This window comes from Rhodococcus sp. AB351, assembly GCF_049538275.1.
Taxonomy (GTDB): domain Bacteria; phylum Actinomycetota; class Actinomycetes; order Mycobacteriales; family Mycobacteriaceae; genus Rhodococcus.
The window spans coordinates 516,212-540,863 of sequence record NZ_JBMVFW010000001.1; the positions used below are offsets into that span (position 1 = coordinate 516,212).

The 24,652-nt window shown below is 68.6% G+C and carries 21 protein-coding genes; 9 read left to right on the forward strand and 12 right to left on the reverse strand.

The features are described from left to right. Positions 1-106 precede the first annotated feature (106 nt). Entirely contained in the window at positions 107-199 is a 93-nt protein-coding gene (locus tag ACPCXD_RS02590; protein WP_363890111.1) for a putative leader peptide, read from the reverse strand. 159 nt (positions 200-358) lie between these two features. Between ACPCXD_RS02590 and ACPCXD_RS02595 the strand changes: the two genes are divergently transcribed. After that, positions 359-889, forward strand: a complete 531-nt coding sequence (locus ACPCXD_RS02595) for a TetR/AcrR family transcriptional regulator (protein ID WP_253250082.1) — start codon at positions 359-361, stop codon at positions 887-889. Positions 890-916: 27 nt separating this feature from the next. Here ACPCXD_RS02595 and ACPCXD_RS02600 read toward each other — a convergent pair whose 3' ends face one another. Then, positions 917-2,035 carry an energy-coupling factor ABC transporter permease gene (locus tag ACPCXD_RS02600; protein ID WP_088898272.1) on the reverse strand — a complete coding sequence of 373 codons (1,119 nt, stop codon included), beginning with the start codon at positions 2,033-2,035 and terminating at the stop codon, positions 917-919. Positions 2,036-2,168: 133 nt separating this feature from the next. On the opposite strand from ACPCXD_RS02600, the gene ACPCXD_RS02605 reads away from it, so the two are divergent. Next, entirely contained in the window at positions 2,169-3,395 is a 1,227-nt protein-coding gene (locus tag ACPCXD_RS02605; protein ID WP_423658241.1) for an acyl-CoA dehydrogenase family protein, read from the forward strand. 328 nt (positions 3,396-3,723) lie between these two features. After that, the gene (locus ACPCXD_RS02610) at positions 3,724-4,314 is read left to right on the forward strand and encodes a TetR family transcriptional regulator (RefSeq protein ID WP_120283693.1); all 591 of its coding nucleotides are present in this window, start codon (positions 3,724-3,726) and stop codon (positions 4,312-4,314) included. Positions 4,315-4,330: 16 nt separating this feature from the next. Here ACPCXD_RS02610 and ACPCXD_RS02615 read toward each other — a convergent pair whose 3' ends face one another. Together ACPCXD_RS02615 and ACPCXD_RS02620 are read right to left on the reverse strand one after the other, a co-directional pair. Further along, positions 4,331-5,143: an alpha/beta fold hydrolase gene (locus tag ACPCXD_RS02615; RefSeq protein WP_160874135.1), complete on the reverse strand. Its 813-nt coding sequence runs from the start codon at positions 5,141-5,143 to the stop codon at positions 4,331-4,333. Positions 5,144-5,165: 22 nt separating this feature from the next. Further along, on the reverse strand, positions 5,166-6,701 hold the full coding sequence (locus ACPCXD_RS02620) for an ABC-F family ATP-binding cassette domain-containing protein (RefSeq protein WP_160874133.1): 1,536 nt from the start codon (positions 6,699-6,701) through the stop codon (positions 5,166-5,168). 193 nt (positions 6,702-6,894) lie between these two features. Between ACPCXD_RS02620 and ACPCXD_RS02625 the strand changes: the two genes are divergently transcribed. From ACPCXD_RS02625 to ACPCXD_RS02635, 3 genes are all read left to right on the forward strand, one after another. Beyond that, complete coding sequence (locus ACPCXD_RS02625) at positions 6,895-8,664, forward strand: penicillin-binding transpeptidase domain-containing protein (RefSeq protein WP_423658244.1); 1,770 nt, start codon at positions 6,895-6,897, stop codon at positions 8,662-8,664. A 79-nt stretch (positions 8,665-8,743) separates the two neighbouring features. Then, positions 8,744-10,423 (forward strand): NTF2-like N-terminal transpeptidase domain-containing protein, encoded by a 1,680-nt coding sequence (locus ACPCXD_RS02630; protein WP_423658245.1) that lies wholly within the window; start codon positions 8,744-8,746, stop codon positions 10,421-10,423. 103 nt (positions 10,424-10,526) lie between these two features. Continuing rightward, positions 10,527-11,264, forward strand: coding sequence for a sulfite exporter TauE/SafE family protein (locus ACPCXD_RS02635; protein ID WP_006552709.1), 738 nt, complete (start codon positions 10,527-10,529; stop codon positions 11,262-11,264). 46 nt (positions 11,265-11,310) lie between these two features. Here ACPCXD_RS02635 and ACPCXD_RS02640 read toward each other — a convergent pair whose 3' ends face one another. The 5 genes from ACPCXD_RS02640 to ACPCXD_RS02660 all read right to left on the reverse strand — a co-directional run bounded on the left by ACPCXD_RS02640 (position 11,311) and on the right by ACPCXD_RS02660 (position 16,812). Next, positions 11,311-12,783: an oligopeptide:H+ symporter gene (locus ACPCXD_RS02640; RefSeq protein ID WP_160874129.1), complete on the reverse strand. Its 1,473-nt coding sequence runs from the start codon at positions 12,781-12,783 to the stop codon at positions 11,311-11,313. 154 nt (positions 12,784-12,937) lie between these two features. Then, complete coding sequence (locus ACPCXD_RS02645) at positions 12,938-13,318, reverse strand: DUF3054 domain-containing protein (RefSeq protein WP_423658248.1); 381 nt, start codon at positions 13,316-13,318, stop codon at positions 12,938-12,940. A 135-nt stretch (positions 13,319-13,453) separates the two neighbouring features. Beyond that, positions 13,454-14,008 carry a YceI family protein gene (locus tag ACPCXD_RS02650; RefSeq protein ID WP_120280414.1) on the reverse strand — a complete coding sequence of 185 codons (555 nt, stop codon included), beginning with the start codon at positions 14,006-14,008 and terminating at the stop codon, positions 13,454-13,456. Positions 14,009-14,097: 89 nt separating this feature from the next. Then, on the reverse strand, positions 14,098-15,219 hold the full coding sequence (locus ACPCXD_RS02655) for a lysylphosphatidylglycerol synthase transmembrane domain-containing protein (protein WP_423658250.1): 1,122 nt from the start codon (positions 15,217-15,219) through the stop codon (positions 14,098-14,100). Positions 15,220-15,303: 84 nt separating this feature from the next. Then, positions 15,304-16,812 carry an adenylate/guanylate cyclase domain-containing protein gene (locus ACPCXD_RS02660; RefSeq protein ID WP_423658841.1) on the reverse strand — a complete coding sequence of 503 codons (1,509 nt, stop codon included), beginning with the start codon at positions 16,810-16,812 and terminating at the stop codon, positions 15,304-15,306. A gap of 173 nt (positions 16,813-16,985) precedes the next feature. Here ACPCXD_RS02660 and macS point away from each other — a divergent pair, with 173 nt between their 5' ends. The 3 genes from macS (at position 16,986) to ACPCXD_RS02675 (ending at position 19,564) form a co-directional block, all read left to right on the forward strand. Continuing rightward, positions 16,986-18,125 carry a MacS family sensor histidine kinase gene (gene macS, locus ACPCXD_RS02665; protein WP_016694527.1) on the forward strand — a complete coding sequence of 380 codons (1,140 nt, stop codon included), beginning with the start codon at positions 16,986-16,988 and terminating at the stop codon, positions 18,123-18,125. Between the two features lie 63 nt (positions 18,126-18,188). Next, entirely contained in the window at positions 18,189-18,815 is a 627-nt protein-coding gene (locus tag ACPCXD_RS02670) for a response regulator (protein WP_060650815.1), read from the forward strand. A gap of 50 nt (positions 18,816-18,865) precedes the next feature. Further along, entirely contained in the window at positions 18,866-19,564 is a 699-nt protein-coding gene (locus tag ACPCXD_RS02675) for a DUF1707 SHOCT-like domain-containing protein (protein ID WP_016694529.1), read from the forward strand. Between the two features lie 61 nt (positions 19,565-19,625). On the opposite strand, the gene ACPCXD_RS02680 is transcribed toward ACPCXD_RS02675, so the two are convergent. From ACPCXD_RS02680 to trmB, 3 genes are read right to left on the reverse strand one after another with little or no spacing between them, the layout of a single operon-like run. Beyond that, positions 19,626-23,102, reverse strand: coding sequence for an MMPL family transporter (locus ACPCXD_RS02680; protein WP_423658252.1), 3,477 nt, complete (start codon positions 23,100-23,102; stop codon positions 19,626-19,628). Between the two features lie 9 nt (positions 23,103-23,111). After that, entirely contained in the window at positions 23,112-23,804 is a 693-nt protein-coding gene (locus ACPCXD_RS02685) for an NYN domain-containing protein (protein WP_026061641.1), read from the reverse strand. Beyond that, positions 23,801-24,547 carry a tRNA (guanosine(46)-N7)-methyltransferase TrmB gene (gene trmB / locus ACPCXD_RS02690; RefSeq protein ID WP_088898263.1) on the reverse strand — a complete coding sequence of 249 codons (747 nt, stop codon included), beginning with the start codon at positions 24,545-24,547 and terminating at the stop codon, positions 23,801-23,803. Before trmB ends, ACPCXD_RS02685 begins: the two co-directional genes overlap by 4 nt. Between the last annotated feature and the right edge of the window lie 105 nt (positions 24,548-24,652).

A 24,652-nucleotide genomic window follows, 5' to 3' on the forward strand; every position in this document is an offset into this window, starting at 1 on the left:
CTTCCGGGAAAGCGGGTTGGAACTGTGACCGGTCCGGGCACGACGGGGCGCCGTTTCGTCTTCGGACGGGGCGACTACGGCATGCGGCGCACGCAGACGAGGCCGGTCAGAGAGAGGAGCGACAACACGCAGCAGTCGACACCCGCACGAGATCCACGTGCAGGCGGCGAGTCAGAAGGCTGTGTGTCACGTGCTCCACCGTACTGTGAATAGAACGGTCTGTCTATCGCGCGCTGTCCGTTACGCTGGGCACGTGCGTACGTTCGTCGAGAGTGAATCAACCGGCACTCCGAAGGGCACGGCCGGTCCGAAGGGGAAAGCCGAGGGGTCGCCGTCCAAGCCCTCACCCGCCACACGCCTGCTCGACACCGCGAGCGCGCTCTTCGCCGAGCACGGCATCCGCGCGGTGGGCATCGACCGCATCCTCGCCGAGGCCGGCGTCGCCCGCGCGAGCCTCTACTCGTCGTACGGGTCGAAGGATGCACTGGTGCTCGCCTATCTGGACGACCTCGACCGGCGCGACCGGCAGCGATGGCACGCCGCCGTCGAACCGCTCGACGATCCGATCGCGAAGATCCTCACCTTCTTCGATCTCGCGATGCAGTCGGCGCCGAAAAAGAACTTCCGGGGATGCCAGTACGCCAACGCTGCGACGGAATTTCCGCAGGAACCACTCGAACCGGTACTCGCGCACCGGGAATGGCTGAAGACGACGCTCGTCGAACTGCTCGACCTCGCCGGGGTGTCCGAACCCGAGGCCGTGGCCCGGCGCGTGCAGCTGATCTACGACGGTGCCCTGTCGGGCAGCAAGTTCGAGCACTCGGTCGAGCCCATCCGGTTCGGTCGCGACATGGCTGCGGCGACCATCGAGGCGCACCTCTCCCGCTGATCCGTGCCGCCGCGGCAGCCTGCGGACTCAGCCCGCAGAGTTGCTCCGCTGCTGTGAGCGCTGCTCGGCGGTGGTGGTCTTCGCCGGCCGCGGCACGAGAGCGCGGAAACACACGCTGGCCAGGACGAAGGTGCCGAGCGTCCCCACCACCGCGGCCACACCCGTCGAACCGGGACGGTCGTCGATGGTGTAGTCGGCCAGTGCGCTGTCGGCGAGCCGATGTTCCTCGACGTCCCGCGCCATGCAATCGCCTGTGAGATCCTCGGCGAGCGAGTCGATCTCGCAGCCGCGTGAGGTGGCCACCTCGAGAGCGCCGGGGGTGTCGACGGCGAGCGGTGCGAGGATCCCCGCGACGACGAGCGAAGTGAACGCCAGGCCGATGAACAGCGTCCCGCGAGCGCGCGGACGCGGAGGCGGGGGCGGCGAGGTGGTCGCGTCGAGAGGATTGACCGGCAGTCGGGTGAGTTGGACGGATTCCGGGGAGATCCGCGCGACGGCGAGGACGACGGCGGCCGTCACCACACCCTCGACCAGCCCGACGGGAATGTGCGTGGCGTAGAGGAATCCGATGTTCGACACCGGCACCGCATAGGTGCCGCCGAGGGCGTACTCGACGACGAAACCCGTCACCGCCGCGAGGACCGAGACGAACCCTGCGACGAACGAGACCAGGCCGAGCATGACGAACCGCCGCACCCCGTGGTGTTCGCACAGTGCGCGCAGTGCCGTCGCGGTGAGGAAACCGGCGGCGATGGCGACGAGCACCATGTTGGTGACGTTGGCGCCCAGAGCCGACAGGCCGCCGTCGGCGAAGACGAAGGCCTGCACCACCAGGACGATCGTCAACGCGACCGCACCCACGAACGGGCCGAGCAGGATCGCCGCGAGTGCGCCGCCCACGACGTGGCCGCTGACGTCCGGCAGCACCGGTACGTCGACCACCTGCAGGGCGAACAGCAGGGCGCAGACCGCCGCCGCGGTCGGCACCGACCTCTTGTTCAGGTCGCTGCGTGCGTACCAGGCGGCGATGCTGACCCCGATCACGGCGATGACGAAGAACCACGCGGATGCGCGGTCGGCGATCAGACCGTCGCCCATGTGCAGGGCGAGGACGTCCGTGCCGGCAAACCCACTCGAATCGACCATCTCCGATGTCCCTCTCGCCGACGGAGTGCTCTGCGGCGAAGGCTAGTACCGGCACGCTGTACGTGGAGCGTTTTCGACTGCCCAGTGGGACGAAAGGGCGGGAGGGAATCGACACCTGTTCTATGTTCGGTGCATGTACGAGTGGTCCGACACAGACCTCATGTTCCGCGACGCACTTCGCGGATTCATCGAGAAGGAAATCCGTCCGCACGTCGACAATCTCGAGTCGGGAGAATTGCCGCCGTACGACATCATCCGGAAGTTGTACGCGACTTTCGGCATCGACGAGATGGCCCGCGAGTCGCTCGAACGTGCCCTCGCGAAAGAGGAACGCGGAGAGAAGTCTTCGGGATCGTCCGGAGGTACCGGCGGGTCGCCGGGCATGGCGGCGTTGCTCAACATCGAGATCGCCGGGGTGAGCCTCGGGCTCATCGCCTCGCTGGGCGTCAGCCTGGGTCTGACGGCGGGCACGATCCGTAGCCGCGGCACCCTCGCGCAGAAGAAGCGGTGGTTGCCCGAGCTGGTGACCTTCGAGAAGGTCGGTGCGTGGGCGATCACCGAACCCGATTCGGGATCCGACGCCTTCGGCGGGATGAAGACGACGGTGCGCCGCGACGGGGAGGACTACATCCTCAACGGCCAGAAGACCTTCATCACCAACGGTCCGTACGCCGACGTGATCATCGTGTACGCGAAGCTCGACGAGGGGGATCCCTCGGTGGATCGCCGCGACCGCAAGGTGCTTGCATTCGTGCTGGACAAGGGCATGGAAGGGCTCACCCAGAGCCCACCGTTCAAGAAGATGGGCATGAACTCCTCGCCGACGGGCGAGTTGTTCTTCGACAACGTGCGCCTGACCCGCGACCGGCTGCTCGGGGAGACCGAGGACGGCGGTCGCAGTGACGGCAAGGACAGCGCGCGCGAATCCTTCGCCACCGAACGGATCGGCATCGCCTATCTGGCCCTGGGCATCATCGAGCAGTGCCTGAAGCTGTGCACGGAGTACGCGAAGTCCCGGAAGCTGTGGGGCAAGGAGATCGCCCAGTTCCAGTTGATCCAGCTCAAGCTCGCCGAGATGGAGATCGCGCGGGTGAACGTCCGCAACATGGTCTTCAGCGCGATCGAGCGCGCGCAGGCGGGGAAGCCGGTGAGCCTGTCGGAGGCGTCGGCGATGAAGCTGTACTCGTCGCGGGCGGCGACCGAGGTGGCGATGGAGGCCGTGCAACTGTTCGGGGGAAACGGGTACATGGCCGAATATCGGGTCGAACAACTTGCACGTGATGCGAAATCGCTGATGATCTACGCGGGTAGCAACGAAATTCAAGTAACACATATCGCGAAGGGATTGCTTACACAGTAATCCCTGCGTACAGCCGCTCGAAATTCGCAAACGGGACAATTTTCGGATGGGGGATGACAATTCCCCCGCTGTGTCGACTATTGTTCGCCATGAGAAAAGTTATGCCGGTCACCGACGAGGGGAGTGACCGGTCCGGAGGGGAATCCGAGCGGAAATCGGGGGAGCGATGTACGCGGAACGAAAGGACGGCGACAAGCCGTCGGTCACGACGGACGGCAGGAGCGCTCGCGCAGAGCGCACCCGGCAGGCCGTCATAGAAGCTCATATCGCGCTCATCAGGGCGGGAGAGCTCAAACCCACAGGGGCGCAGATCGCCTCGCGGGCCGGAGTGTCCCTGCGATCGTTGTGGGGACACTTCGGCGATCTCGAGACGTTGTTCGCCGCCACCGGTGCCGAACTGATGCGGCGCCAGGACGACGCCTACGAGCCGATCGATCCGTCGCTGCCGCTCGACGAACGGATCGACGCCTACTGCAGGCAGCGGGCGGAACTGCTCGAATACATCGCGCCGTTCGCGCGGTCGTCCGAGATCCGCGCGCCGTTCTCGCGCGAATTGCAGCGCAACCGCCTGCGCTATCTCGACCGGGCGCGATACGAGATCAGGGCGTTGTTCTCCGACCAGTTCGAGGGCGTCGACGACACCGTCCGCACCCACATCGAGAACCTGCTGGGAGTGTCGACGACCTGGCCTACCTGGGTATCGCTGCGGGACGTACTGCGCCTGTCGGTGCCCGAGGCGGTCGAGGTCATGAAACGGTCGGTATCGGCGCTGCTCGCGGAGGCATCCGGAGTCGGCCGACAGCAGGCGGTTGCCCGTGCTGCGCAGGAGAAGGCCGTGGTCGCACCGCACCGGAAGGCGCAGCAGTCCCGGCCGGTGCCGGCGATGACACCGCGGGAACAGGTCGTCGTCCCGGCCTGAGCGCCCGAACCGAGTATCAGCGCGTGTCGGTCGGTTTCCGGCCGGCGCGTGCCGAGAGGAAGGTCTCGACCGCAGGTAGTGCGGCCGAGACCGTCTCGGCATGGTCCACCCCGCGCAGAATCGCGAGTCGCGCACCGGGGACGGTGCGCGACAACGCGCGGGTGTCCTCCACACGCAGGCGGTCGTCCGACCCGACGACGGCGAGCACGGGCACGTCGATGCCCGCGAGTGTCTCGTCGCCGATTCCCGGTTCCCGATCCGACCGGCGGAAATAGGCGGCGAGAGCCTGCGCGTCGTTCTTAGAAAAGGCCGAACGCGTCGCGGGATCGACCGGCGTGCGACGCCTTTCCTCCCAGGCACGGATGAAACCGTCCATGCCCTCGCGCTCGAGCACGTCGACGGTGCCGGGGAAGAACATCGCGTCCATCGCTCCCTGCTGGGGGCGTGCGCTCCCGCCGAGCAGGGTCAGACTCGCCAGCCGCTCCGGAGCGGCGACGGCGAGCGCGAGTCCTGCACGGGCGCCGAACGAATAGCCGACGTAGTGCACCCGGTCGGCTCCCGCCGCGTCCAGGACGGCGAGCAGGTCCCCGACGATCGCGTCCATCGCGTAGGCATCCTCGTCGTGCGGGGTGTCGCTGCGGCCGTGGCCACGCAGATCGGGCATGACCAGACGGAAATCCCCGCCGAGCGCCTTCACGTACCCGAAGGCCCGCCACACCGCCGACGACAGGGCACTGCCGTGGACCAGCAGCACGACCGGTGCCCCCTCGGGGCCTGCCGTGGTGAACCGGATCCGGGTGCCGTCGGCGGGATTCGTCGCATGGCTCATCCCAGCAGTATCGCCGAACGGCTCATCTTTCGAGTTCGACCGACCGATCCACCGCCACCTCCTCGAGGAATCGTTCGTCGTGCGAGACCACCACGAGCGCACCGCTGTAGGCGCGCAGGGCCTGGGTCAGGTGCGCGAGACCGGCCAGGTCGAGGTTGTTGGTGGGCTCGTCCAACAGCAGCAACTGCGGAGCGGGATCGGCCGCGAGCACGATCGCGAGCGCGGCCCGCAGTCGTTCCCCGCCCGACAGCGCCCCCACGGCGACCTCGGCGTGACGGCCGCGGAACAGGAAGCGCGCCAGACGCGCCCGCACCTGCTGCGGAGTCAGGTGCGGCGCCCGATCCTCGGCGTTCTCCGCGACCGAACGATCGTCGTCGAAGATGTCGAGCCGCTGCGGGAGCAACGCGAAGGGAACGTGGGGTTCCGCTTCGACGATGCGGTGCAGCAGGGTCGTCTTCCCCGACCCGTTGGGCCCGCGCAGCGCGATCCGCTCCGGCCCGACGATCTCGAGCGGTGCGTCCGCCACCCGCCGACCGGGCGGAACCGCGGTCCCGGGCAGGTCGATGCGGATCTCCGGATCGTCGCGCACCGCGTCCTTCGCACGGTCCAGGTTCTCCCGTGCCGTGGTCAGATCCTCCTCGTGCTCGCGGCGGAAACGCCCGGCGGATTCCTGCGCCTGCCGTTTGCGCGCGCCCATGACGATCTTGGGTTCGCGCTTCTGCTCGTACATCTTCTGCCCGTAGCGTTGCCGCCGGGCGATCGTGACGTGCGCCGCCGCCAGTTCGCGTGCCTGGCGCCGCACGTCGTTGCGGGCATCCCGCACCGCAGCCCGTGCCGCCTCCTGTTCCTCCGCGACGATCCGCTCGTATTCGCCGAACCCGCCGCCGAACAGGCGCAACGCACCGTTGCGCAGTTCGGCGATCGCATCCGTGCGGTCGAGCAGTTCCCGGTCGTGCCCGGCGACGAGCACCGTGCCGGGGAACCGGTCGAGTGCATCCTGCAGGCGCGCACGACCGTCGGCGTCGAGATTGTTCGTCGGCTCGTCGAGCAGCAGCACGTCCGGCTCGTCGAGCAGGCGTGCGGTGAAGGCGAGCAGCACCGTCTCCCCGCCGGAGAGCTGACCGACGGTGCGATCGAAATCCCCGGCGTCGTGCAGGATCCGGTCGAGGCCGACTCGGTGCATGAGCGCGAGGGCGCGGTCCTCGATGTCCCACCGGTCGGCGACGACCTCGAAGTCCCGATCGTCGAACGATCCGGATTCGATGCGTCGCAGTGACTTCCGGATCTCTCCGATACCGAGGACGGAATCGACCGGCACCGTCGGATCGAGGGTCACGTCCTGGGGAAGGTAGGCGACCCGTCCGCGCACCGTCGACGAACCGGAGGTCGGGCGGAGTTCACCCGCGATGAGCCGCAGCAGGGTGGTCTTCCCACTTCCGTTGCGGCCCACCAGGCCGATCCGCCCGGCCGGGACGACGGCGTCGAGATCCTGCACGGCGACGGTGCCGTCCGGATGGACGTAGGAGAGTGCGGACAGCGTGATACCGGATGAAGACATGGTGGCTCCCGAAGGGTGAGGGTCGATTGCGCGAGTGCGCGGGGGACGGGACCTCTCACAGGAGCAACGGACTTCTCCGATCGACGGGTACGGGATGCGAACACCATGGTGATCCCGCACCGTCCGGTATGCAACCGAATATTTCACCCCGACTCCTACCTGCGATAACAGGCACGGGCTCGGAAGTGCAGGCATGATCGGGACCGTGCGGATCCGACTGATTGGTATGGGTGTCGCGGCAGCCACGGTGCTGTCGCTGTCGGCGTGTGCGACCGGCCCCGATCAGCCGGAGACGATCGCGGAGGAGTTCGCTGCCGCTCTCGACGCCGGCGACGTCTCCGGCGCGGCGGCGTCGACCACCGATCCGGTGGCCGCGGAGTCCGCGATCGACGCCCTCTTCGCCGGGCTCGGCCACGACGATCCCACCGTGAGTGTCGCGGGGACGGGCGACGACGACACCTTCGAGCTCGACGTGACGTGGACCTTCGGGGAGGGTCGCGACTGGTCGTACCGCACCACCGGCAGCGCGACGGAGGATCCGGAGGCCGATGCGTGGCGGGTCCGCTGGGATCCCACGGTGCTGTCGCCGGAGCTGGCGGGTGGCGCGTCGCTGGAGTACCTGACCACCGTCGGCGCCCCGCCCACGATCTTCGACCGGGCCGGGCGGCCGCTCATGGGGGAGCAGGTCGTCACCGTCGTGAACCTGGATGCGACCGCCGATCCCGCCGCGGTCGCTCCCGTGCTGGCCACGGTCGTCCCGACCATCACGGCGGAGAGCCTCGCCGAGCAGGTCGCGGCGGCCGCCGGCGGGACTGCGGGAGTGATCACGCTGCGTGAGGAGGACCTCGCGCCGATCGAGGATCGCCTCGCCGCGCTGCCCGGTGTGACGCTCGTGCCGCAGACCCGTCTGCTCACCACCGAGCGCGATCTCGCCTCGCCCGTGTGGTCCGGCCTCGCCGAACTCTGGCAGGAGGGGCAGGATGCCTCGGCGGGCTGGGTGATCCGGCGGGTCGCGACGGACGGCACGACGAGCCAGGTCGCCGGCGAAGCGGGACCGGAGGCACCCGACCTGACCAGCACGATCGATCTCGACCTGCAGCGACGGGCCGAGGAGGTCCTCGCCGGTTTCGACACGCCCGCGGTGATCGTCGGGATCGAACCCTCGACGGGCGCGATCCGCACGATGGCCCAGAACGACGAGGCCGACGCCGAGGGGCCGATCGCCGCGACCGGCCTCTACCCGCCGGGGTCGACGTTCAAGGTGGTGACCACGGCGGCGGCGCTCGATGCCGGGCTCGCCGAACCCGACACCGTGCTGCCGTGCCCGGGCGTCGCCTCGATCGGTTCGCGCACGATCCCCAACGACGAGAACTTCGATCTCGGCCCGGTGCCGCTGCACACCGCGTTCGCGTTCTCGTGCAATACGACGATGGGGCAGCTCGCTCTGGACCTGCCGCCCGACGCCCTGCGCGCGACTGCAGAACGGTTCGGTCTCGGCATCGATTACGTCACGCCCGGTCTCGTCACGGTCACGGGTGACGTGCCGGTCGCCGACACCGATGCGGCCCGCGTGGAGGCAGCGATCGGGCAGGGGCAGGTGACGGCGTCGCCGTTCGGGATGGCGCTGGTCGCAGCCTCGGTGGCGAACGATCGAACGCCGGTTCCGGCGATTGTCGAGGGGCAGCCGGCGACCGCGGATCGGGACGCCGAACCGATGCCCGAGAACGTGCTCGCGGCACTGCGAGAGATGATGCGCGAGACTGTGATCGAGGGTACAGCCGGCACGTTGCGCGACATTCCCGATCTGACGGGGAAGACGGGGACGGCGGAGTACGGTGACAACGTCGGGGCGCACGGCTGGTTTATCGGATCACAGGATAATCTTGCCTTTGCGGTGTTCGTGTCGGGGGCGGACGGCTCGGCCCCTGCCGTCGAGGCGGCGGGGCGATGGCTGAGGGGGTAGGGACGCGTGGCGCAATTGTGATGTGTTCGTGCACAACGCGTGCTGGTATCTCGTGTGACTGAAGTGAAGGTTGTTACATATGAGATTTCGTGATTGGCGGGGGAAGCGGGGGCGCATCGTCGCGCTGGCCGTGTGCCTCGTCGTGGCTGTCGTCGCGCTGACGACGGTTGTGTTCTCGGATTCTCGAAGCGAGGCGCAACGCCTCGTCGACGACTTCGTCGCCGCCCTCGACGATCGTGATGCGGGCGCAGCGGCGGCCCTGACCTCCTACCCGAACGCGGCGGAGGAAACGATCTCGCAGATGTACGACGGTCTGTCCGACGGCACCGTCGACTACGACGTCACCCAGCTCGTCGAACTCAACGACGACTCGGGATACTTCACGCTCTCCGCCGGCTGGAACTTCGGTGAGGGCAAGGACTGGTCGTATCAGGTCACCGGTTCGGTGCGGAAGCTCGCCGTCGGCTGGCGTGTGTCCTGGGACCCGGAGGTCGTCGTCCCCGATCTGTCGGGCGGACGCACCGTCCATCACGTGCGCACCGACGCCGCGCCGCCGAAGATCTTCGACCGCACGGGCCGCCTCCTCATGGAGGAACAGACCATCAACGCCGTGGTGCTCGACCCGGCGGCGATGCCCGATCCCGTCGACACCACGAATCGCCTCGCGGCGGTCCTCGAGCCGGTCGCGCCCGTCATCACCGCCCAGCTGATGCAGGAGCGGATGGCGGAGAACCCCGGCAACCGGATCACCGCGGTCAAGCTCCGCGACCAGGACTACCAGTTCCTCGAGGACGGCATCGTGTCGATCCCCGGCGTCGAGGTGCTCACGACACCCACCCTGATCAGCGCCGATCGGCGGATCTCCACGCCGCTGCTCGACTCGCTGCGCTCGGCCTGGCAGCTCGAACGCGACCGGACGGCGGGCTGGGCGGTCACCCTCGAGGATCCCGAGGACGGCCCGATCCAGGTGGCCGGCTTCCAGGGCCCGCCGCCCCCGGATCTGCAGGCGACCGTCGACTCCCAGGTGCAGCTCGCTGCGAAGGAAGCGGTCGTCACCGCCGGTACCCCGGCCGCGCTGGTCGCCATCCAGCCGTCGACCGGCGGCATCCTCGCCGCCGACGTCAACAACTGGGCCATGGAACTCGGTCCCGTCATCACCCACGGCCTCTACCCGGCCGGCGGTGTTCTCGATCCGGTCCGGCTCGCGGCCGGTCTCGAGCGCGGTGTCGATCCGAACGACGTGGGGTCCGACGATGTCGCCGCGACCGCCCGTCGTCTCGGCCTCGGCGTCGACTACGACGTGCCGGGCTTCGAGTTCGAGACCTCGCAGATCGGCTACAACCGGTCCGGAGTGGTCCAGTTCGCCGGATCGGACTCCGACGAGAACCTGATCACGCCGCTCGGCGCCGCGGTGCTCGCCGCCTCGGTCGCACGAGGCAGTGCCGCTGTCCCGACGATCGTGCAGGGCCAGGAGACGGTCGTCCACGACGCCCCCGAGGCGCTGCCCGGCTCGGTGATCGACGCGCTGCGCGGCATGATGATCGACAACGTGCAGAACGGCCCGGCGTCCTTCCTCCGCGGACACGCCGGTCTCGCGGGTATCGCCGCGGCGAGCGGCGAGGACCGCTGGTTCTTCGGCTACACCGGCGGCGACCTGGCCTTCGCGGTCTTCGTCGCCGATGCCGACGGCGGCGACCGCGCGATCAAGATGGCCGACACCTTCCTGCGCAAGCTCGGAGAACCCCTGCTCGGGGAGTGACCGCCGGAGCCCGGTCCACGGCACACTGATCCGCCGGAGCCCGGTCCACGGCACACTGATCCGCCGGAGGACGGTCCACGGCACACAGGTACGTTGAGCGATCGTGACCGTCCTCGATCTGGCCCTGCTCGTGGTTGCCGGATTCTTCGCGGGTGTCGTCGGGTTCGTCACCGGCCTGGCGTCGATCGTCTCGTATCCGGCATTGCTCGCCGTCGGCCTCCCGCCGGTCGCGGCGAACGTCACCAACACCGTCGCGATGGTCGGTGTCGGTGTCGGGGCGCTGACCAATTCGGCGCGGGAGGTCGTCGACACCGGCCCCCGCGTGTGGTGGTGGACGCTCTACGCCGCGCTCGGCGGTGTGGTGGGGGCGGCCGTCCTGCTCGTCGCCCCGCCCGACTCGTTCGAGGCGATCGTTCCGGGATTCGTTGCGCTCGCCGCTCTCGCGCTGCTGCTCCAGCCACGCATCCGCACCCTGGCCGGCGGCCGCGACCTGCCGCGGGTGTTCTCCGTGGCGGTCTTCGTCGTTGCGGTCTACGGCGGATACTTCGGTGCCGGCGCGGGCGTCGTCTTCTACGCGCTGGTGCTGATCTGCACGTCCGAGCAGATCTGGCGCGCGAGCATCCTCAAGAGCTACCTGCTCGGCGTCGCCAACCTGGTCGCGGCGATCGGGTTCGCCGTCTTCGGACCCGTGCACTGGGGAGCGGCGGCCGCGATGGCCGTCGGCGCGTTCGCCGGTGGCTACTGCGGTCCGCCGCTCGTGCGGCGCATACCCCCGAACCTGCTGCGCGTGGGTGTCGCGCTTGCAGGGTTCGGGTTGGCGGTATGGCTCGCTCTCCGCTGAGCGGTGTCTCTGTGCAGCGGTGTCACTGCACTCTGTGCAGCCGGGGTCACTGCACGCCGTGCATGAGCTTCTTGATGCGCGGTGCGAACAGGGCCAGCACGATGCCCACTGCGATCGACGCTCCGCCGATCCACAGGTAGTACGGCACCTCGTTGTTCTCGTCGTAGAACCCGGCGAGGGTGCCGGCCATGGCCGTACCGCACGCGACGGACAGGTAGAACAACGCGACCATCTGCGTGTGGAAGTTCTTCGGCGCGAGCTTCGTCGACAGCGACAGTCCGACGGGGGACAGGAACAGTTCGGCGAAGGTGAACAGCAGCAGGATGAAGACGAGTCCGAGCAGCGGAGCGCTGTTGGGGCCACCACCGGCCATGGGGATGAAGCACAGGAAGGCGATACCCATGATGATCGTGCCCGCGGCGAACTTGATGGGCGACGACGGCTGACGCGGTCCGAGCTTGGTCCACACGGCGGCGAAGACACCCGCGAACAGGATGATGAAGACCGGGTTGATCGACTGCACCCAGGACGGCGGGAACTCCCACCCGAACAGGTCGCGGTTCAGGCGCGTGTCGGCGTAGACGGCGACCATCGTGAACTGCTGCTGGAAGAGCGACCAGAACACCGCGCTCGCGATGAACATCGGGATGAACGACAGCACCCGGCTGCGCTCGACCGGGGTGATCTGCTTGCTCGACAGCATGATGACGAAGTAGGTGATCGTCGCGATGATGGTCAGGGCGACGACGATGTCGGACATGTTGCTCGTCGTGACGAGGCCCGTCAGCGCGGCGACCGCGATGAGGACCACGGCGACCAGACCGATCCCGGCCGCTTTCGTACGGGTCTCGGCGGGCAGGGGATGCGGCGGCACCTTGCCGATGTCGCCGAGATGCTTGCGGTAGATCGTGTACTGCAGCAGGCCGAGGAACATGCCGACCGCGGCGAGACCGAAGCCCCAGTGGAAGCCGTAGCGCGTCTGCAGGAAGCCGGTGAGCAGCGGGCCGACGAGCGCGCCGAGATTCACGCCCATGTAGAAGATGGAGAAACCGGCGTCGCGTCGGGGGTCCTGGTCGTCGTAGAGATCGCCGACGATCGACGTCGCCGTGGCCTTCAGGCCACCGCTACCGAACGCGACCAGCACCAGGCCGACACCGACCCCCACGAAACCGGGAAGCACCGCGAGCGCGATGTGGCCGAACATGATGAGCACGGCACTGTAGAACAGGGTTCGTTCGGAACCCAGCAACCGGTCGGCGATCCACGCCCCGAGAATCGTCGACAGGTAGACCGTGCCGCCGTAAGCGCCGACGATGGAGGTCGCAGCCCCCTGACTGATCCCCAACCCGCCCTCGGATGCCGAGTAGTACAGGTAGTAGATCAGGATGCCCTGCATGCCGTAGAAGGAGAATCGCTCCCACATCTCGACACCGAACAGGTTGGCCAGGGGTAGTGGCTGGCCGAAGAACCGATGGTCGGATCGCGACCCGGTCAGAGTAGGTGGTTCCAGCGTGGACATGATCCCCACTGTTCCACCGCGCGGGGCGCGAGCGCGAAAAATTCGCGTATCCCGCGGTCGCAGATCACACTTCGGGTGCGAGTGTGAGAAACGAGACCGAGAGGTCGGTGAGCGTCGACCGCGGGGCGGTCAGTGGGCGTCGACCGCGGGGTGGTCAGTGCGCGTCGACCTTGCGGCGCTGGAGCAGTCCGACGACGACGCGCCAGCCCACCAGGAACAGGCCGAGGAAGATCGTCGCAACGATGATGAAGGCGGTCGCGGTGCCCTGACCGGTGACGGCCCGCAGCAGCATCCCGACGACGAGGGTGCTCACCCACACGAGTAGTCCGGTGGGGACGGCTGCGAAGGCGTCGAACTTGTCGCGGTAGAGCCACGCGGTGAAGAACCATCCGGCGGTGAGGCCGCCGAGGAACGGCCATGCCGTTCCTGCGAGCCCCACGAGATCGAGCACTTCGTCGTGGCTGGAACGACCGAGCACGGCGAATACGACGACGAGAACGACGTCGATCGCCAACGCCGGGGTGTACTTCTTCACGGGTCCAGAGTAGCGGCGGCGCGGGGCGCGTCGGAATCTCCGGTGCGTGCTCTCGAGCACGATTCGGGCCGGTGGAGCGGGTGGAACGCGACAGCGCCCCTGCCGGAGCAGGGGCGCTGTCGTCTGCGAGAGGGGTCAGGCCTGCAGGCCGGCCTCGATCTCGAGGGTGATGGTGATCTTGTCGCCGACGACGGCTCCGCCGCCTTCGAGCGGCATCTCGATGCTGATGCCGAAATCCTTGCGGTTGATGACGGTGGTGGCCTCGAAGCCGGCGACCGGACCCTGGCCCATGCCGGGGTTGACGCCGTTGAACTCGAGCTTCAGGTCGACCGGGCGGGTGACACCGTGGAGCGTGAAGTCGCCCGTGACGATGTAGTCGTCACCGTCGGCACGCACGTCGGTCGAGGTGAAGGTGGCGACGGGGAACTGCTCGGCGTCGAAGAAGTCGGCGGAGCGGATGTGCGCGTCGCGGTCGGCGTTCTTGGTGTTGATCGACTTGACGTCGATCTCGGCGTTCACCGATGCGGTGCCGTCCTCGGCGACGGTGATGGCGCCGGAGAAGTTCTCGAAGGTGCCGCGAACCTTGCTGACGACGAGGTGCCGGACGGTGAAGCCCACGTTCGAGTGGACGGGGTCGATGGCCCAGGTGCCGGTGGTCAGGCCGGGGAAGGTGGTGGTGGCGGTGGTCATGGTGGTCCTCCTCGATGATTAAACTTTCAACTGCTTGTCGACAACCATGCCACCAAATAGTTGCTTGCGCAACTACATTGTGGGGCGGATCACGCCGGCTCGGGATTCTCGACCGGACGACGTCGCCGTTCGAGGGTGCTGCGCTCGTGTTCTGCGCGCTCGGCGATCGGATCGATCTCGTCGGGTCCGTTGCCCCGGTACATCGCGGCGACGGTGGCCCAGCCCGCCAGGGCCACGAACGCGAAGCTCACCATCCGGTACACGAAGACCGCTGCCAGCGACTGCGACGCGCTCAGTCCGGCGGCGGTGAGCGTCGCGATGAGGGTGCCGTCCACGAATCCGAGGCCGCCCGGCGCGAGCGGCACACTGCCCACGGCCTTCGCCGCCGCGAACGCGATGAACAACCCCGCCACCGACGGAGAGCCGCCGACGGCCCAGCACGCCAGTCCGAGGCATGCGACATCGGCTGCGCGGTGCACGGCCGACCACGCCACGGCGGCCACGCCGTCGCGACGCGCGAGTTCGACGGCCTCGACCTGCGCGAGGGTGCGTTCGAAGACGTCGAAGCCAGTGTCCCTCGGCTTCCTCGTGATGCGGTTGACCCGATGGAGCACCCAGGTGCCCGCCGCTTCGATCGACGTGGGGTTCTTCGCGACGTATCGCAGGCCGAAGATCAACGCGATCGCGCCGGCGAGCGACAACACGAGCGTGACGGGACTGATCCGGCTGCCGACCGCGAACGCGCCGATCATGCCCACCGACGCCAGGGTCACCGCCGCGATGACGCCCGAGACCGCGAGCTGCCACGAGGCGACCACGGGAGTCGCGCCCCACTTGCGGGTCTGCTTGTAGGTGAAGGCCGTGGAGAAGACCGGTCCTGCGGGCAGGGTCACCGCCATCGCCGTGCTGCCGTAGATCACCGACGCCGACCGCCAGTGCCCGACACGCACCCCGCCGGCGCGGAGCAGTCGCTGCTGCACTCCCGCGAAGCCGCTGAGGGAGATCATCTGCGCCAATACGGCCGCCGCGAACCAGCCCCAGTGCATCTCCGTGACCGCGCGCCACGAGTCGCTCATCGTCGGCCACAGGTAGATCGCCTCGACCGTCAGCAGGGCCACAAGAGCGATCGCCGAGACCCACTTGATCCACCGGAACGAGCCCCGACGCGGCGTGGCGTCGGGGCATGGAGGATCGTCGTGCGGCTGCGCCACGCTGTTCACCGTAACCGACCGTCGGGTCACGAAGAGGGCGCTATGGCCGTTCCGCGTCGTTCGCGGGTCCTGCGGGACGGGCCGTCACTCGTCCGTCGAAGTGTTCGATTCGTCCGTCCCGTTCGCTTCTCCGGGGGCTCCGGGATAGCGCACGGGCCAGGCGAGATGGGTCATCCGCCGCCGGCCGCGCAGCTGCACCTCGTCGCCGAGTTCCCAGTGGCTGCGCTCCTCGTCGTCCGCGAAGTACAACGCGCTCGATGACGCGAGAACCCTGCTCGGACGCATTTTCGCGAGCTCGGTCAGGCGCGAGGCCTCGTTGACCGGGTCGCCGATCACCGTGTACTCGAAGCGCTCCGCCGCGCCGATGTTGCCGGCCACCGCGAGTCCCGCCGACACGCCGATCCCGACATCGAGTCCGGTGATCTCGTCCAGAGCGAAACGCAGTTCGCGGGCCGCCGCGAGCGCCGCCGTGGGGGCGTCGGGCCGGTCGAGGGGAGCGCCGAAGATCACCAATGCCGCGTCGCCCATGAACTTGTTGACGAAGCCGTGATGGTGGTCGACCACCTCGACGACGACACGGAAGAACTCGTTGAGCAGTTCGACGACCTCGCTCGGCGGGCGCTCGGCGGCCGTCGCCGTCGAACCCACCATGTCGACGAACAGCACCGCGACGTAGCGCGTCTCACCACCGAGTTCGGTGCCGTACTGCAGGGCCCGGCGCGCGACGTCCTCGCCGACGTGCTGACCGAACAACTCCCGCAGACGTCGGCGTTCGTCGGACTCGGCCATCATGCGGTTGAAGCCGACCTGCAGGCGTCCGATCTCACTGCCGTCGAACACCTCGACCTGCACTCCCGAGGCGCCGCGCTGCACGCGTTCGATCGCCCAGCGCAACTGCTTGATCGGGTCGGAGATCTGCGCCGACGTCAGCAGTGACAACACGAGCGCGAGGCCGATCGACGTCACCGCGAGCGCGAGTACGGACAGGGCGAGCGCGTCGGCGTCGAAGTCGGTGTTGGCGCTCAACTGCGTCACGCACAGCAGCACGATCCCGGCGACCGGCATGAGCGTGCCCAGACCCCAGGTCATGGCCAGGCGCGTACCGACGCCGGGAGCCATCGTCCGGTCGAAGTTCCCCTCGCTCAGCGCCCGCGCGGCGACCGGCCGCAGGATGCGTTCACCGAGCATGTAGGTGAAACCGAAGGTGCTGGTCGCGGCCATCGCGACGGTGACCGACACCGCCACCGCGAGCGACGGCATCTCCTCGGCGGTGAGGAAGACGAAGAGCACGCCGCCGAGCAGCCACAGGCCGAGATGCACGATTGCCTGTCGCAGCGGGGCGTGCAGGGCCGCCATCTGCTCCGCACGAGTGGGCGGTCCGCCGCGGAGCTGCCACCGGACGACCGAGCGCAGCGTGATCGCCGCGGCGCCGAGGCTCACGATGCCGGCGAAGACCAGGTACACCGCGAAGACCGCGAAGTTGCGGACCCGATCCGCGATGATGGCGTCGGTCTCGGCGATGGGGATGCCGTACCGGACGAAGGCGAACACGAGCATCGCACCGAACAGGTTCGACGCGCCCATGGAGACCATGTAGAGCGGCCAACGACTCCGCAAGGTGGCGGCGACAGCTCGGTACGACCTCAGCACGACTTCAAATCAAACCACTGTGCGGACGGTCACAGGATGGGGCGGTCACCGTTGGGGCGAGGAGTGGTTGGATTCACTCGCCCCACCCACCGTGGCGAAAGGTGCGAAACGTACACATGAGGCCGTCTCCGACCGGTCCCGACGCGGATGCGCCCCTGTGGCGGGCCGCCCAGGTCTTCCGGCTCGTGACCGTCGCATATGCGGTGGGATCGCAGTTCTCGACCGTCGTCAACTACACCCGTCCGGGCCTGTCGTGGTTCTTCGTCGGGGTGCTCGTGACGTGGTCGCTCGTCTCGGCGGTGCTGCTCTCCCGCGAGGCACGACTGAGGCGCACGGTCACCGTGGTCGACCAGATCCTCGCCGTCGCGTTGATGGCGGCGACCCGGCTGGTCGCCGACCACGACTGGTACAGCAACCACCAGACCATGCCCACCACGCTGTGGGTCGCCAACGCCGTGCTCTCGGCCGCGATCCTCGGCGGTCCGCTCACCGGCATCGGTTCGGCGCTGCTCATGTCCGTCGTCAGTGCGGTGGTGCGCGACCAGATCAACCTCGATCTGTGGCGGGACGCGACGGCGCCCGTGCTCGTCGCGTGCGGTGTGGCGATGGGGTTCGCCACCACCACCGCGCGCAGTGCGCACCGGCAACTCGAGCAGGCCGTGCGCGTGGCAGCGGCCACCGAGGAACGGGACCGGCTCGCCCGCCAGGTGCACGACGGCGTGCTCCAGGTGCTCGCGCTCGTGCAGCGGCGCGGAGTCGAGCTGGGTGGTGGTGCGACGGAGCTCGCCGAGCTGGCCCGCGAACAGGAGACCGCGCTGCGGCAGCTGATCTCCGAACAGGACACCGACGTCGACCGCGGTGGGCAGGACGCCGACCTCACCGCACTCGTCCGGGCCCGCGCCGGGACGACCGCGACGGTCTCCGCGCCCGCCGATCCGATCATGATCCCGCGGGATCGAGCGGAGGAACTCGCGGCGCTCACGACCGCGGCGCTGTCGAACACGCAACTGCATGCCGGCGCCGGGGCCGCCGCCTACATCCTGCTCGAGGATCTCGGCGACGAGATCGTGCTCAGCATCCGGGACGACGGCGTCGGGATCGCGCCGGGCAGACTCGACGAAGCTCGCGAACAGGGACGCATGGGGGTGTCCAAGTCGATCGTCGGGCGAGCGGAATGGCTCGGCGGCGTCGCACTGCTCGACAGTGACGTGGGCGAAGGAACCGAATGGGAGATCCGGGTACCGAAGGGGGAATGAGTGGCCGAGATCAACGCGGAAGCACACGAGAACACCGCGGAGGAACGCGGCACCGTCAGCGTGATGGTGGTCGACGACCACCCGATCTGGCGCAACGCCGTCGGACGTGACCTCGAGGAGGCCGGGTTCACCGTCGTCGCCGAGGCCGACGGTGTCGCGAGCGCCGCGCGTCGTGCCGCAGTCGTCCGTCCCGACGTCGTGCTCATGGACATGGCGATGCCCGACGGCACCGGCACCGAGGCGACCCGCGCCGTCCTCGAGGTCTCCCCGGACAGCCGGGTACTCGTCCTGTCGGCGTCCTCCGAACGCGACGACGTCCTCGGCGCGGTCAAGGCCGGTGCGTCCGGTTATCTCGTGAAGAGCGCCTCGGTGCACGAGCTCGTCGACGCCGTCCTCGCGACCGCGCGGGGACAGGCCGTCTTCACCCCCGGACTGGCCGGGCTCGTGCTCGGCGAGTACCGCCGGATGTCGAACGACGTCGCAGACCGCCGGCCCCCGCCGACCCTGACCGGACGGGAGACCGAAGTGTTGCGCCTCGTCGCGAAAGGGTTGTCGGCGAAACAGATCGCCGCACGACTGACGCTCAGCCACCGCACCGTGGAGAACCACGTCCAGGCGACGCTGCGCAAACTGCAGCTCGCCAACCGCGTGGAACTCACCCGCTACGTCATCGAACAGGGCCTCGAATAGCACTCGCACGGCGAGTGAGCCGTACCGATCGTCCCGTTAAGCTCGGGGGCATGGAACCGAGGGATCTGCGGGTGTCGGACGCCGAGCGCGAGCACGTCGGCGAACTTCTGCAGCGGGCGGTCGGGCAGGGGATGCTCTCGCTCGGGGAGTTCACCGAACGGATGGACACCGTCCTCGCTGCCAAGACCCGAGGCGACCTGAACCAGGTGCTCGTCGATCTGCCGGGCATCCAGATCCGGCCCGAGTTCCAGGACCAGAACCTGCCGGGCATGTCGCAGCCGCACTACCCCGCACCGAGCGCGACCGGCTACCCCGTGCCGAGCGCGGCCGGCTACCCAACGCCGAGTGCAGGCGCCTATCCCGCGACCGGCCAGGGCGCCCCTCTCGTGATCAAGGGCCGTGTCTCCGGCATCGAACGCAAGGGACGCTGGCACGTGCCGCCCGCCATCGTCCTCGACACCGTCGCGTCCTCCGTGACCCTCGACTTCACCGAAGCGGTGATGCAGACGCAGGTCGTGCGGATCGACGTCAGCGACTACCTCAGCTCGGTCAACATCGTGCTCCCCGCCGAGGCCACAGCCGATGTCAACGGCGTCGAGAACGTCGCGTCGAGCGTGACGTCGAAGGTGCGCGGCGGAGCGCCGTACGGGCCGCTGCACGTCGTGGTGACGGGCAAGGTCCGCGGCGGGAGCTTCAACGTCACCCATCCGCTGTCCACGCGGCTGCGGAAGTTCTTCAACGGCAGCTGACCGACTCCTCGAAACACCCGAGGCGACCCGCATGCGGGTCGCCTCGGGTTCGTTCGGGAGGTCAGTCGCGACGCTGCCGGGCGATCAGCTCACTGACGCTGATCGAACGGCCGCTGTCGGGACCGTGGCGTCCACGGCTCCGCGACTCCGCGTCGTTCTGCTCCGGCTGCGATTCGTCCGCTCGCGCTTCCTCTCGCTCGCCGGCCGGGTGGGGCGGCTGCGCCTGCCCCCGGGACCGCGAGGGCAGAGGCGGACGAGGACCGCCCTGAGCCGGAGGCTGCATGCCCTGCGTGGGCGGCTGCTGCGTACCCGGCACGGATGGCCGGGCAGGTCCCTGCACCGAAGGTCGCGGTGCCTCCGGAGTCGGGGGACGCTGCGATTCCGGTGCTGCGGGTCGCTGGGGCTTCGGCGCCGAGGGTCGCTGGGGCTCCGGCGCCGAGGGTCGCTGGGGCTCCGGTGCCGAGGGTCGCTGCGGCTCCGGCGTCGAGGGTCGCTGCGCTCCGGGGGCCGGCGGACGCGGTGCGTCGGATGTGGATGGCCGCGGTGTGTCGGATGCGGGCCGCGGACGCTGCGCGGACGACCCCCCGCCGGGCGACGTGCGGCGCAACTGCGACAACCAGTTCTCGATCGCCTGCGGATCCCGTCCACGACCGGTGCCGGGCTCGCTCGGACGCGACGCCTGGGCGCCGGGCAGAGGCTCCGCATCGCCCGGAACGGCCGGTGGCCGGACGAACGACTGCGGCAGCGGCGGCGGAACTTCCCCGCGCTGACGGCGGGGGAGCGGAGGCACCGACGACGGCGACGACGGGTCGGACGCACCGCGCTGTGTCTGGTCGAGCGCACCGCGCTGTGTGGCATCGAGCGCACCGCGCTGCGTGACATCGCGCTGCGGCATCTCGGGGGCACGACGTTCGGACTTCTCCGGGACACCCTTCTCCGGGACACCGCGCCCCGGAAGAGCCGAGCCGTTGCGCTCGTCCACCGGCGGCCGATCCTCCGGGCGACGACGCGGCTCCGGGACCGGACGCGACGGACGCCCCGGACCCGTACCGGGCTGCACCGGACGGCTCGCCGGCATCGGACGCCCGGCTGCCGGCGGCACCCGTTCGCCGTTCCGCGGAGCAGCAGGAGGACGACCGGATGCGGGCGCGGCCGGACGGACCGAAGGACGGCCCGGGGCCTGCCGTCGCACCGGCGGCGGCGTGAGATCGCGGAGCTTGCGCTGTTCGGCGGCAGGCCTCGGCGGAGCGATCTTGGGCAACGGCTGCGTGAGGTCGGAGCCGCCCTCGAAGGCGCCTGCCGGGAAGCGGTGCGCGCCCGTGGCCGCGACCGTCGCCGGACCGAACATGCCGACGGTGATGAGCTCGGGAACGTCCTCGGGCATCAGTTCGTCGGCGAGGATCGGCTCGCCCAGGCCGATCTTCTCCTGGACCCGCTTCATCCACGCCGGGGCCCACCAGCAGTCGTCGCCGAGCAACTTCATCACGGCGGGCACGAGGAACATGCGGATGACGGTCGCGTCGATGATCAGCGCGGCGATCATGCCGAACGCGATGTACTTCATCATCACCAGCTCGGAGAACCCGAAGGCGCCGGTGACGACGATGAGGATCAAGGCGGCCGCGGTGATGATGCGACCGGTGTGGGCGGTACCGATACGGATCGACTCGGTGGTGCTCGCCCCCATCGATCTCGCCTCGACCATTCTGGAGAGCAGGAACACCTCGTAGTCGGTCGACAGGCCGTACACGATCGCGATGATCAGCACGAGCACCGGCGACATGATCGGCCCCGGGGTGAAGTTGAGCAGGTCGGCGCCGTGACCGTCGATGAAGATCCAGGTGAGGATGCCCAGCGTCGAACCCAGACCCAGGGCACTCATCAACACGGCCTTGACCGGCAGCACGAGCGAGCCGAACGCCAGGAACATCAGCAGCGTCGTCAGCAGCACGACGACCAAGACCATCAACGGCAGGGTGTCGAGCAGGGCCGCGATGGAGTCCTGCTCGATCGCCGGGGTGCCGCCGACGAGCACTTCGACACCCTCGGGCCATTCGGCCGCGTGCAGGTACTCGACGGTGTCGGAGGACTCGTTGCGGTCGGTCAGACCGGCCTTGAGCACGCGGACGCCGTCCTTCGCCGGGCCGGTGATCTGGAACTTCTCGACGAGACCGGGAGCTTCGCTGGCCGTCGTGATGATCTTGTTGAGGTCGCCGCCCTCGGCGCCGCGGACGACGAGCTTGACCGGCTCGGCGCGCTGGCCGGGGAACAGTTCGTCGAAGGTCTCCTGCGCGACGCGCGTGGGGTGCTCGGGCGGCAGGTAGGTCTCGTTGATGCCGCCGAACTTGATGCCGGTCAGCGGCATGATGAGCAGCAACAGACCGATGACCGTCGGGATGGTCACCTTCATCGGGTTGACCATCACCCAGCGGCACAGACGGCCGAGGAAACTGTTCTCGACCTGCTCGTTCGACTGGATCTGTCCGAAGCGCTTCATGCCGAACCTGTCGATGCGCCTGCCGAGGATGCTCAGGATGGCAGGCAGGATCGTGATCGACAGCAGGGCGGCCAGCGAGACCGCCGAGATCGCGCCGTAGGCGACCGACTTGAGGAAGCCCTGCGGGAACAGCACGAGGCCACCGAGGCTGGTGACCACCATCGTCGCCGAGAACACCACCGTGCGACCTGCGGTGACGACGGTGCGTCGCACCGCCGCCGGGGTGTCGTAGCCCTCGGCGAGTTCCTCACGGAAACGCGACACCATGAACAGGCCGTAGTCGATCGCCAGACCCAGACCGATCAGCGAGACGACCGGCGCGACGAACGAGTTGACCTCGGTGAAGTTGGTGATCAACCGGACGATGCCGTTCGCCGCGACGATCGTGAGACCACCGGTGATCAGCGGGAGCGCGGCCGCGACGACACCGCCGAAGACGAAGAACAACAGGATTCCGACGGCCGGGATCGCGAGGATCTCCATGCGCTTGATGTCGTTGGCCATCGTGTCGTTCAGCGCGCCGGAGATCGGCTGCAGACCGGCGAGCTGCACGTCGACACCGTCGATGTAGAACGCGTCCTTGACCTCGCGGAAGTTGCCGGTCAGTTCCGTGTCGTCCTCGCCGGCGATGGCGATCGACGCGATCGCGTGCTGGCGCGACGGGTCGGCCAGCGTCGGCAGCGACGGTGCGTTGTCGGTGGGCCAGTACGCACCGTTGATCTTGAGGATTTCGTCGGGGTGCTCGGCGACCAGCGAGTTCAGGCTGTCGGTGACCTTCGCGGAGAACGCGGGATCGTCGACCGTGCTGCCCTCGGGTGCCGTGTACAGCACCAACACGTCGCCCGCGGTGTCGCGGCCGAAGGTGCCGTCGGCGAGCTTGGCAGCGGCGACGGACTCCGAACCGGGATCGTCCCAGCCGCTCTGGCTGAGGTGATCGTTCAGGCTCAGCCCGTACCCGGCGAGCGCGAGCAACCCCGCGACCATCACCGCAATGACGGTGAAGCGCGCGCGGTAGACGAGCTCTCCCCAACGGTCGAACACGTAAGTCTCCTATTCGGCGACGCTCTTGCGCCCCACCAGGAGAGCAGAAAGCGGTCGGAACGGCTGCAGCCAGGCACCCTCGTCGGGCAGCGATTCCAGGCTGACGCGGGGCAGCGGTTCGCGGAACACACCGGGAATGTCCTCGAGATCGAGGAACTCGATGATCTCGGAGGTCACCGCCCAGCTGGCGTGCTCGCGGAAACCGAGCACCTGGGTTGCGATGCCCTCCTGAGCGAGCCGCTCGAGGGGTTCACGGAACGCCTGCCCGTCGGCGGAGGCCACCATCACACCGGCGAGACCCTCCCGGTGCCTCAGCTCGATGTGGTTCAGCATGTCGGAGTCGACATCGCTGTCCTCGTCGATCTTCGGCTTGGCGAACACCGCGAAGCCCACATTACGCAGGGCCTCGACCCAGGGGCGGACGACGTCCGCGCTGCCGGGGGCGATGTTGGTGAACACCGTGGCCTCGGGTTCGAGGGTCGCGGAGTGCAGACGCGACAGTTCGGCGGTGCGCCCGAGCAGCCACCGGCCGAGCGCGTCGAAGCGCGGACGGTAGGCGGCGGTGGGCCGGCCGCCGAGGATCGCGCCGAGGCCCATGTCGAGGTTGGGGGCGTCCCAGACGAGCAGGACCTTACGGACCGGCTCGACGCCGTCGATCGCGGAGGAGTCGGTCACGCCGGGAAGCTCTTCATGGACACTCATGCTCCGATCTTCCCCCAGACGAACTCGTTGATCGCGCTACCCACCTGGTGTGCCTTGTCCTCGAACTTCGTCACGGGGCGTTCGAGACTGATCGGGGAGGTGCCGGTGAAGCGGGCGAGGCGCGGTTCGGCATCGCCCACCTCGGCGATGGCCTCGGCGTACTCGGCGTGGTCGGTGGCCACGTGCAGCACTCCACCGGACTTCAACCGGTCGGCGATCAGGGCGAACGTCGGGGCCTGCAGGAGCCGGCGCTTGTGGTGGCGGGCCTTGGGCCACGGATCCGGGAAGAAGACCCGCACGCCGGTGAGCGACTCGGTGGTCAGCATCTTCTCGAGCACCTCGACGGCGTCGCCGCGCAGGATCCGCAGGTTCCGGATCGGCGCGTCGGTGTCGTAAGTGCGTTCGATGTTCTGCAGTGTCTGGGCGATGCCGGGCTTGTAGACCTCCACGGCGATGAGGTTCACCTCGGGCTCGGCCGCGGCCATGGCGACCGCGGCGGTTCCCGTTCCGGATCCGATCTCGAGGACGAGCGGCGCGGAGCGGCCGAACCAGGCGTCGACGTCGAGCGGCTCGTCGCCGACCTCCTTGCCGAGTTCGGGCCAACGACGGTCCCAGCACTGCTGCTGGGGGTCGGTCAGCGATCCACGGCGGGACCGGAAACTCGTCACCCTGGGGTACAGGCGGTTCCCGCGGGTCGGGCGCTCGTCGAGCGTCTCGGTGGTGTGCTGATCGGCTTCGTTCACCCGTCCATTGTCGCGTATTCCGAGAGTGTGTGGCGGGAGTGACCTGAGTGGCCACAGTGTTTTCTCAGGGAAGCGTTCGTTCGGCTGCCTGTCAGCGGTCTCTCT

Coding starts and splice junctions, on each gene's coding strand:
- ACPCXD_RS02600 (WP_088898272.1), bottom strand. CDS start 2,035: ATGGTCGATTCGAGTGGGTTTGCCGGCACGGACGTCCTCGCCCTGCAC.
- ACPCXD_RS02605 (WP_423658241.1), top strand. CDS start 2,169: ATGTACGAGTGGTCCGACACAGACCTCATGTTCCGCGACGCACTTCGC.
- ACPCXD_RS02615 (WP_160874135.1), bottom strand. CDS start 5,143: ATGAGCCATGCGACGAATCCCGCCGACGGCACCCGGATCCGGTTCACC.
- ACPCXD_RS02620 (WP_160874133.1), bottom strand. CDS start 6,701: ATGTCTTCATCCGGTATCACGCTGTCCGCACTCTCCTACGTCCATCCG.
- ACPCXD_RS02625 (WP_423658244.1), top strand. CDS start 6,895: ATGATCGGGACCGTGCGGATCCGACTGATTGGTATGGGTGTCGCGGCA.
- ACPCXD_RS02630 (WP_423658245.1), top strand. CDS start 8,744: ATGAGATTTCGTGATTGGCGGGGGAAGCGGGGGCGCATCGTCGCGCTG.
- ACPCXD_RS02640 (WP_160874129.1), bottom strand. CDS start 12,783: ATGTCCACGCTGGAACCACCTACTCTGACCGGGTCGCGATCCGACCAT.
- ACPCXD_RS02650 (WP_120280414.1), bottom strand. CDS start 14,008: ATGACCACCGCCACCACCACCTTCCCCGGCCTGACCACCGGCACCTGG.
- ACPCXD_RS02660 (WP_423658841.1), bottom strand. CDS start 16,812: ATGGTCTCCATGGGCGCGTCGAACCTGTTCGGTGCGATGCTCGTGTTC.
- macS (WP_016694527.1), top strand. CDS start 16,986: ATGAGGCCGTCTCCGACCGGTCCCGACGCGGATGCGCCCCTGTGGCGG.
- ACPCXD_RS02670 (WP_060650815.1), top strand. CDS start 18,189: ATGGTGGTCGACGACCACCCGATCTGGCGCAACGCCGTCGGACGTGAC.
- ACPCXD_RS02675 (WP_016694529.1), top strand. CDS start 18,866: ATGGAACCGAGGGATCTGCGGGTGTCGGACGCCGAGCGCGAGCACGTC.
- ACPCXD_RS02685 (WP_026061641.1), bottom strand. CDS start 23,804: ATGAGTGTCCATGAAGAGCTTCCCGGCGTGACCGACTCCTCCGCGATC.